This window comes from Polaromonas sp. (assembly GCF_012927415.1).
Lineage (GTDB): Bacteria > Pseudomonadota > Gammaproteobacteria > Burkholderiales > Burkholderiaceae_C > Polaromonas.
The window spans coordinates 1-9164 of sequence record NZ_JABBPF010000120.1; the positions used below are offsets into that span (position 1 = coordinate 1).

The 9164-nt window shown below is 60.7% G+C and carries 7 protein-coding genes and 1 pseudogene; 1 reads left to right on the forward strand and 7 read right to left on the reverse strand.

Annotated features, from left to right (window positions below; all coding sequences use genetic code 11):
- Window positions 1–152 precede the first annotated feature (152 nt).
- The 5 genes and pseudogenes from HHJ19_RS11510 to HHJ19_RS11530 all read right to left on the reverse strand — a co-directional run bounded on the left by HHJ19_RS11510 (window position 153) and on the right by HHJ19_RS11530 (window position 5751).
- Window positions 153–1673: a malonyl-CoA synthase gene (locus tag HHJ19_RS11510; protein ID WP_296907423.1), complete on the reverse strand. Its 1521-nt coding sequence runs from the start codon at window positions 1671–1673 to the stop codon at window positions 153–155.
- A 54-nt stretch (window positions 1674–1727) separates the two neighbouring features.
- Window positions 1728–2501 (reverse strand): annotated as a pseudogene (locus HHJ19_RS11515) (enoyl-CoA hydratase/isomerase family protein); the annotation flags it as partial.
- Complete coding sequence (locus HHJ19_RS11520) at window positions 2498–3493, reverse strand: tripartite tricarboxylate transporter substrate binding protein (protein ID WP_296907409.1); 996 nt, start codon at window positions 3491–3493, stop codon at window positions 2498–2500. The gene HHJ19_RS11520 and the pseudogene HHJ19_RS11515, both read right to left, overlap by 4 nt.
- Before the next feature lie 57 nt (window positions 3494–3550).
- Window positions 3551–5086 carry a malonyl-CoA decarboxylase gene (locus tag HHJ19_RS11525; protein ID WP_296907412.1) on the reverse strand — a complete coding sequence of 512 codons (1536 nt, stop codon included), beginning with the start codon at window positions 5084–5086 and terminating at the stop codon, window positions 3551–3553.
- Entirely contained in the window at window positions 5083–5751 is a 669-nt protein-coding gene (locus tag HHJ19_RS11530) for a GntR family transcriptional regulator (RefSeq protein ID WP_296907415.1), read from the reverse strand. Before HHJ19_RS11530 ends, HHJ19_RS11525 begins: the two co-directional genes overlap by 4 nt.
- Window positions 5752–5831: 80 nt before the next feature.
- Between HHJ19_RS11530 and HHJ19_RS11535 the strand changes: the two genes are divergently transcribed.
- A complete protein-coding gene (locus HHJ19_RS11535) occupies window positions 5832–6062 on the forward strand; it encodes a hypothetical protein (protein WP_296907419.1) in 231 nt (76 codons plus the stop codon).
- Between the two features lie 19 nt (window positions 6063–6081).
- Here the strand turns inward: HHJ19_RS11535 and lgt are convergent, their stop codons facing one another.
- Together lgt and HHJ19_RS11545 are read right to left on the reverse strand one after the other, a co-directional pair.
- A complete protein-coding gene (gene lgt, locus HHJ19_RS11540) occupies window positions 6082–6897 on the reverse strand; it encodes a prolipoprotein diacylglyceryl transferase (RefSeq protein ID WP_296907421.1) in 816 nt (271 codons plus the stop codon).
- A gap of 230 nt (window positions 6898–7127) precedes the next feature.
- Complete coding sequence (locus tag HHJ19_RS11545) at window positions 7128–9059, reverse strand: transglycosylase domain-containing protein (RefSeq protein ID WP_296907426.1); 1932 nt, start codon at window positions 9057–9059, stop codon at window positions 7128–7130.
- Window positions 9060–9164 lie beyond the last annotated feature (105 nt).

The following is a 9164-nucleotide window of genomic DNA, read 5'->3' on the forward strand; positions in this document are numbered from 1 at the left end:
ACTCCGTCAGGAAGGCTGGCAACAGCAAGTTAGAAATAGGAGCGAACCTGTGAAGTTGCAAATGCGCAACGCAGACGCCGGTCCGCGGGCGATTGTAGTGGAGCGGTTTACCGCGGCAAACGGCTTCTGTCAGGCGCCAGGGAGCGCAAACTTCAGGCAAACAGCGTCTTGTATTGTTCGCGCAACAGGTTCTTCTGTACTTTGCCCATGGTGTTTCGCGGCAGCTCGCCGAGCACAAAGCATTGCTTGGGAATCTTGAAATTGGCCAGCTTTGCCTTGAGCGCAAGCACCACCTGCTCGGCCTGCACTGTCGATCCTGGTTTGGCAATGACGATGGCGACACCGACTTCGCCAAAATCAGGGTGCGGCACGCCCACCAGCGCGCTTTCGGCCACGCCGGGCATTTCGTTGATATAACCTTCGATTTCGGCCGGATAGACGTTGTAGCCTCCGCTGATGATCAAATCCTTGCTGCGGCCGACAATGGTGACGTAGCCGCGCTCGTCAATCTTGCCGACGTCGCCGGTCTTGAAATAGCCGTCAGCCGTGAACTCTTCGGCAGTTTTTTCGGGCATGCGCCAGTAGCCCTTGAAAACATTCGGTCCCTTGACCTCTATGCCGCCAATCTCCCCCACAGGCACCGGCTTGTCATCATCGCCCTGCACGCGCAGACTCACGCCGGGAAGAGCAAAGCCCACCGTGCCGCCGCGCCGTTCGTCGCCCTGATAAGGATTGGAGGTGAGCATCGTGGTTTCCGACATGCCATAGCGCTCCAGAATGCAAAGACCGGTACGCTGCTTCCATTCGTTGAAAACCTCGATCAGCAAAGGGGCCGAGCCCGAGATGAAGAGCCGCATCTTGCTACAGGCTTCCCGGCTCAGGCCCGGTTCAGCCAGCAGGCGGACATAAAGCGTCGGAACACCCATGAATACGGTCGCTTCGGGCAACTTTTTAACCACCAGCCGGGCGTCAAACTTTGACAGCCAGATCATCTTGCTGCCATTGAGCAGCGCACCATGAATGGCAACAAACAGGCCATGGACGTGAAAAATCGGCAGCGCGTGGATCAACACATCGCCTTTCTTCCAGCCCCAGTAGTCCTTGAGCACCCGCGCGTTGTCAGCCAGATTTCCGTGCGTGAGCATCGCCCCCTTGCTGCGGCCGGTGGTGCCGCTGGTGTACAGGATCGCTGCCAGGTCACCGGACTGCCTGGACGCCACTTCATGCTGGTCGCTGCAGTGCGCCGAGCGCGCAAGCAAAGAGCCGCTGCGGTCGTCGTCCAGCGTGAACACATTTTGCGTGCCAGCCTTGAAAGCGATCTTGCTGATCCAGCCAAAGTTCCGGCTGCTGCACACCACCACAGCCGGCTCCGCGTTGCCGATGAAATACTCGATCTCGAGGCTCTGGTAGGCGGTATTGAGCGGCAAAAACACATAGCCCGCACGCAACGTGGCCAGGTAAAGCACCATGGCCTCGACCGATTTTTCAACCTGCACCGCGATGCGTGCACCTTCGGGAAGATTCAGCGACTGAAACAGGTTGGCCATCATGGCGGTGCTGCGCTCGAGGTCATCCCATGAATAGCGCAGGCCGTTGTCGGTTTCAATGGCAACTTCCTGCAGTGTTTCGGGAAAAGCAGCACGCAATGCCGCAAACAGATTCTGATTTTTCATGAGAGTCGACCGATCAAAAAGTGGGCGTTCTGGCAGTGAGCAGTCAAATCGCGGCGGACGCTTTTCGACGAACGCGCTAATGCCTTCGCGGTGTTCGCCAGAAGACGCGAAAGTATAGGCATTTGCTATTATTTTAGTAGCGTCTTGTGCCGATGATGAATGGACCAGCACCCTGAGCGATGCCTTATTCAGGCGCGCGGCACGCGGTGCAAGCTGGCCGATTCGCTCGACCCGCTCCCGGGCCACTGCAGCCAGCGCTTGCGCGGGAACAACCAGATTTAAAAAACCCCGCTGTTTCATTTCCACCGCGTCTAGCACGGTGGCGGACAGCAGCATTTCGCGCGCCGTCAACTCGCCTGCGGCACGCATCACCAGCGCGGCCTCGCGCGGCGCCATCGGAAAACCCAGCCTGGCAATCGGCGCACCAAAGCGCGCTGTATCTGCGGCAATGCGGATATCGCAGCAGCTGGCAATCTCGATGCCAGCGCCCATGCAGTTGCCCTCAATCTGCGCCACCATCGGCACGTCGCAATCAAGCATCGCCTGCAAGCCGCCCCACACATCGTTTTCATGAAAGTCGCGCAGGCTGACTTCCTCAAAGCGGAAACCGGCATATTCAGAAATATCGCCACCAGCACAAAAATGACCGCTATCGCCGCAAATCAGCACGGAACGGACCTCGCTGCATCGCTGGATGGTTTCAAAAACAGCACGCAGCTCGCGCCACATCACGCGCGACATGGCGTTGAATTTGCCGCGGTGCAAAAGCGTTACCCGCGCCTGCTGGCCTGAAGTTTCCAGTACTACCCTGCCGCTCAAACCGCTCATTCCAGCTTGGCGCCCGAGGCCTTCACGACCGCAGCCCAGCGCTTGACTTCGGCGCTGACAAAAGTGCCAAACTGCGCCGGCGTGAGGTTACCGAACTCTGCGCCGTTGCTGGCCCAGATGGCCTTGAGCTCATCGGTGGCAGCGGCCTTGCGCAAGTCCTCCACGATGCGAGCCTGAACATCGACCGGCGTCCCCCGGGGGGCCCACATGCCGTACCAGGTGGTGACGGTATATTCGGGCAAGCCCAATTCGGCGGCGCAGGGCACGTCCGGAAAGGCCGGGTTTCGTTTGGCACCTGACACCATAATCGCCTTGATGCGGCCACCCTTGATGTGGTTGGCCGAGGAACCCAGACCGTCAAACACCATGTCGACGTTGCCTGAGATCAGGTCCTGCAAAGCGGGGCCCGCACCGCGGTAGGGAATGTGGGTGATGAAGGTGCCCGTCTGCTGCTTGAACAACTCGCCCGCCAGATGATGCGAGGTGCCAGCGCCGGCAGAGCCGTAGTTGTAGCGGCCTGGCTTGGCCCGCACCTGCGCCAGAAACGACTTGAAGTCACCGGGGATGTTCTTCGGATTCACCACCAGCACCTGCGGCACATTGGCCATCAACGCCAGCGGGACAAAGTCTTTTTCAATGTCGTAGTCAAGCTTGGGGTACATCGATGGGGCAATCGCATGGTGCACCGCGCCCATAAAAAGCGTGTAGCCGTCGGGCTGCGCCTTGGCCGCAATACTGGCTCCGAGCGTGCCACCCGCTCCGCCGCGGTTGTCAATGATGAGCTGCTTGCCGGTCAGTCTGGCAAATTGGGCGGACAGCGGCCGGGCGAAGGCGTCCGTGCCGCCACCTGCCGGAAACGGCACGATGAGCGTCACCGGCTTGGCGGGCCAGGCTGACTGCGCGTGGCCGCCAAGTGACAGCGCCGTAACGCCGGCGGCTGCAGCGCGCAACATACTGCGGCGGGTGCCGCTGATTTCAAATTCAAATGTCATCGATATCTCCTTTTTTTACTGAATCAGGCGAGTTCCCGGCCCCTGCCTGCTACCACTTCAAATATACAAATCCTCGATGTCCCCCGATACCGGGATTTTCCCCTGCGCGAGCAGGGATCGGTGCTTGTCAAGACGCTTCAGGTCGTAGAGGTAGTTCACCATCAAGCCATAAGCCTGTTTGATGCCCTTGGTCGACGGGTCGCCTGCCCAGTTGAGTCTTTCAATGCGCGCACCGTTGCCAAGGTGAAAGCGCGCCACCGGATCGATGGGCTTGCTGCCCTTCATGCCCCTGCCCAGGTAGTGAGCTGCGCAATGCAGCAGCATCAGGCGCACCGGAGATTTTGCGGGCAATTCCGGCGCAGCTTCTGCGGCTGCAAGGAAACTGGCTGGCGTGACTGGATCGGCACCGATGGCCCGTCCAAGCAGCGCGCGTTCCCTGTCTGCCAGTTTCTCCAGCATCGCCGCTGCGTTGGCCCCAAGCCAGCTTCGAAAGCCCGGAATCGGCGATAGCGTGGCAAACACCCTGAGTTTGGGAAACTCCTGCTTGAGCGTTTCCACCACACGCTTGATCAGCGAATCGCCAAAACTCACACCCCGCAAGCCGGGCTGCGTGTTGCTGATGGAATAAAAAATGGCGGTTGTGGCCTTGCTCAGGTCGGCGGCGGCTGCATGCTCGTCAAGCAGCGGCATGATGTCCCCGAGCATTCCGTCAGCCAGTGCAACTTCAACAAAAATAAGCGGCACATCGGGCAGGCGCGGATGAAAAAACCCATAGCAGCGCCGGTCGCTGTCAAGGCGGTTTTTGACATCGGCCCAGCTCTTGATGTCATGCACAGCCTCGTATTGAATCAGCTTCTCGATCAGCGACGCCGGCGAATCCCAGCTGATGCGGCGCAACTCTAGAAAACCCACGTCAAACCAGGTGGAAAACATGTATTCCATTTCCACATCCAGCGCCAGCAACCGCTTTTCGCCCTTCAGCAAAGGCAGTATCTCGACCCGCAAATCCACCAGGAACTGGACGCCGCCGGGATAGACGCTGAAGCGTTGAAGCAGGCGCCTGCGCGGCGACACCGTGGCACGCCGGAAATTGACCTGGGCCACTGCCTCGTCCGGCGTACCGATGGCGGCCGTGAATTGCGCCTGCGCCTGTTTGACAATTTCGGCATCGGCCACGAATTGCTCGCTCATCAGCAGGCACATGTCACGGCGCTGGGCCGCCGGGCTAATGGCATACCAGGCGGCCATCTCCGTGGCACGACGGCCGCCCTCGACCTCACTGACCTGCGGATCCATGATGGCTTGCAAGTCCTGCAAAACGCGTCGCAACATGCGCGGCGACAGCGCTTCGCCGTCCTGGCGCAAGGTGGCTTGCAGGCGCGCGTGCGTTGAGCGAGCTGGCACACGGCTGCTTGCGCCGCCTGACGCAACTTTCGGATTTGACACCGTCACCGTTGCCGCCTGCGTCAGGGTGGCCGCTGGCTTGATAGCATTTGGGGCCGTTATGGCGTTGACTCCATCGTCATTTTTCTTTGACGGTGGGCTGGGCAGCAGTCTGGACACGCTGCGACTGATCCAGGTTGGGCCGCTCATGCCAGCAAACTGCTTTTCTGATGACGGGCAAGCTCGCGAAGCGCCTCGCGCTGGCGCGTGAGGTGGGTACGCATCGCCGCATCGGCACCTTCCGAATCATGCGCTTGCACGGCCGCGTGGATGGCCAGATGCTCACTCAGGCTTTGCTCAAGCCGGCCCGGTGCATGCAACTGCTGCAGCCGCGCGAGCTTGAGTATCTTGCGCAGGTCAGCGATGGTCTGGGCCAGCCAGCGGTTGTTGGCCAGCGTGATGATGGCCTCGTGAATGATGTGATTGGTGGCATAGTAGTCGTTGATCCGTTTGGCCTGGGCATGGCTCTGCAGGCGCTCATGCAAGCGGTCCAGCGCAGCGATGTCGGCAGCGCTGGCGTTGCGAGCGGCCTCAAAGGCGCAGCGCCCCTCGAGCAGGGCAATCACCGGGAAAATCTCGTCAAGATCCTTCTCGCTCACTTCGTTGACAAAGCAGCCCCGCCTCGGTTCGTGCCGCAGCAAACCTTCCGCAGTCAGCACCTTGAGCGCCTCCCGCAGCGGCGTGCGGGAAATTTCAAGTCGCTCACACAACGCGAGCTCGTCCAGCAAACTGCCCGGCGCCCACTGGCCCTCGAAAATCTGCTCGCGCAGAGTGGCGGCAACCTCCTGGTGCATTGAATTTTGCACAAGACGCATGGCATGAACTCCTTGACCGACATCAGTGAAACCAACTGGAACCATGAAACAACGGTCTGCCGCCACAACCTCTGCCCAAAATGCTGACAGAGCCAGCGCCGGCCGTTAGTTTGCAAAGCCCGCTTACCATTTACCGCTCACCGCTAACTGTTCACTTCAACCAAAATGCGGCACTTCATCCAATAATTATGTGTAATTATGAAAAACAACTGATTCACAATCAAGTTTCTTTTGTTGCCAAACCACAGGTAAAAACCCGCAGCCGGCTTTTGATGCCAGTGCGGGCGGAAGCTGCAAAAACTATCAAATAGATAGCAAACTATAGCGATATTATCTGGACGTGGACCGATTTGATGCCCAAACCCAGAGCCAGATGCCGGCGCCGATCATCGGCAGACACAACCATTGCCCCATGCTCATGCCCAAGGCGAGGATGCCAAGGAAGTCGTCGGGCTCGCGGAAGAACTCGGCAATGAAACGGAACAAGCCGTAGCCCACCAGGAAAGCGCCTGAAACCTGCCCCATCTTGCGTGGTTTACGGGCGTACAGCCAGAGCAACACGAAGAGCAGCAAGCCCTCGAGCAGAAACTGATACACCTGCGAGGGGTGGCGCGGCAACATCGAGCCGCTGTGGGGAAACACCATGCCCCATGGCAGATCCAGCGCGCTGAAGCGGCCCCACAGTTCGCCATTGATAAAATTGCCGACCCGCCCAGCCGCCAGCCCCGTGGGCACGCAAGGCGCAATGAAGTCCATCACCTGCAGCCAGGGCCGCTGGCGCGAACGCGCAAACCAAAGCTGCGAGGCCAGCACGCCCAGCATGCCGCCATGAAAACTCATTCCACCCTGCCACACCGCAAAAACTTCCAGCGGATGGTTGAGGTAGTAGCCCGGCTTGTAGAACAGACAGTAGCCCAGCCGCCCACCGATCACCACGCCCATGACGCCCAGAAACAGGATGTCTTCAATGTCCTTGCGCGACCAGGCGCCCGGGCCCGTGATGGATGCGTAGGGTTGGTGGCGCAGGCGAAGCGTGGCCAGGAAAAAGAACAAGCCGAATGCCGCCAGATAAGTCAGACCGTACCAATGAATGGCAAGCGGCCCGATCTGGAGCGCGATGGGATTGATTTGCGGGTAAATGAGCATGGGCGCTATTTTGCACGCAAGCAGGCTGCAAGCCGGTGATGTGACACGGACCTGCTGCGTGTCACGCCAACCGCGACTTGACGCGTGCGACGTACCTCGCATTGCGTAGCCGCTACAGGTCGGCGACCTCCGAAGGCCTCGGCAGATTCGTTGGCTAGATACTTATAAAAAATAGCCAAAATCCCCATAAATACGGGCGCAAGCAGCCACATTCTTGATCGATATTCCAGTCAGTTCACCCGCAACTGCCGCAATATCCTGCCCAGCACGCCGTTGACGATTTCTGCGATCGGGTCGTCGCGGTGCTGCTCCGGCGGCGGCGACAGTGGCCGAGGACGAGGGATGTCGAATTCAGCGTTCTGGTCGAGCCAGCGGTTGCGAAATGCTTGCTGAAAAACCTCGCCCACCATGGGCAGCGCAGCTTTAGCGCCCTGGCCCCAGGCGCCCATCGTCACGCTGTTATCGTTGAAGCCGACCCTGGCCCCCGCCACCAGCTGCGGGTTCATCATGATGAACCAGCCGTCGGTGTTGTCCTGCGTGGTGCCGGTCTTGCCGGCCACATCAGCCTGGATGCCGTAGCGCTGGCGAATCGCCCGGCCCGTGCCTTCATCGATCACGCCGCGCATGGCGTTCACCAGGGTCAGCGCGTGCGCCCGCGGCATGGCCGGCTCGCGCTCCGTAACGGGCGCGAACTGTTCCAGCAGTTGGCCGTTGCGGTCTTCCACGCTCATCACCAGAACTGGCTGCCGGTAGCTGCCGCCATTGGCGATGCTGCCGTAGGCCGCAACCATCTCCAGCAGCGTGACCGGGCTGGTGCCCAGGGCGAGCGAGGGCACCAAATCAAGCTTGCTCTGCCGCACCCCCAGGGCCTGCGCCAGGCTGGCCACGCGGGCCGGTCCCACTTTCTGCATCAGCTGAGCCGTAATGGTGTTTTTGGAATAGGCCAGCCCGTCGCGCAGGCTGGTGGGCTGGTAGCTCGGCGGCGTCGCATCGCTGGGAGTCCAGACCGCGCCGCCTGGCAATGTGATGGCCACGGGCTGGTCGATCAAGGTGTCCATCGGGTCGAGCCCGAGCATGAAGGCCGCGCCATACACAAAGGGCTTGAAGGTCGAGCCCGGCTGGCGCCGCGCCTGGCTCACATGGTCAAACTGCTCCCGCGCGAAGTCGCGGCTGCCAACCCACGCCCGGACAGCGCCGCTGCGCGGGTCCAGCGCCAGAAAACCGGCCTGCAACACGGCAGACGCCTGGCCGGCCTTGCGCCGCCCGTCTGCCAGGGTTTGCAGCTGCGCCATCTGCCGCGCCACCGCCAAGTTGGCCGCCTTCTGGATCTTGGCGTCCAGGGTCGTGCGCACCCTGAGTCCGTCCGCATGAATGTCGAAGCCCTTGCGGTCGGCCCAGGCGATCAGCCATTTGCGCAGATGCTGGGCCACATGCGGCGCCGGGCCCAGGGGCTCGGTCTGCCGCTCAAAATCCAGCTTCAGCGGCCGCTTGGTCAACACCTCAAGCCGGACCGGATCGAGCTTGCCATGTTTGACCATCTGGGCCAGCACCAGGTTGCGGCGCTGCACCGCGCGCTCGGGGTTGAGCACCGGGTTGTAATAGCTCGTGCCTTTGAGCATGCCGATCAACGTGGCGCTCTCCAGCAGGTCCAGCTTGTCGGCCGACTTGTCAAAATAAGTGCGCGCGGCCATCTCGATGCCGAAGGCGTTGTACAAAAAAGGCACGGTGTTGAGGTAGGTCTCAAGAATTTCACGCTTGGAATACACCGCCTCGATTTTCAACGCCGTGATCGCCTCTTTGACCTTGCGCGTGATGCTGGCGGCGCGGCCGATTTCCTCGGGGTAGAGATTGCGAGCCAGCTGCTGCGTGATCGTCGAGCCGCCTTGCAGATTACCCGACAGCGTGCTGAGCACCGCCCCCGCCGTGCGGCGAAAGTCAATGCCGTGGTGGTCGTAAAAGCGGTGGTCCTCGGTGGCGATCAAGGCGTTGACGACGTTGGGCGAAATCTTGTCAAGCGTCACCCACTGGCGGTTGATGCGCTTGTACTCGGCCAGCACCGAGCCGTCTGAAGCCAGCAGCACAGAAGGCGCTTCAGACTTGGCTTTTCGCAAGTCGCCGATGCCGGGCGTGAACGGAATCAGCACCAGCAGGTACAGCAGCATCAGCGCGGGCAGCACCAAAGCCGCGCGCACCGGGTGCCGCCTGGCAGCACCCGTCAGGTGGCGAAACTGTTCGGTGGCGAAAGTGGCAACGCGGTGCAGGGTCGG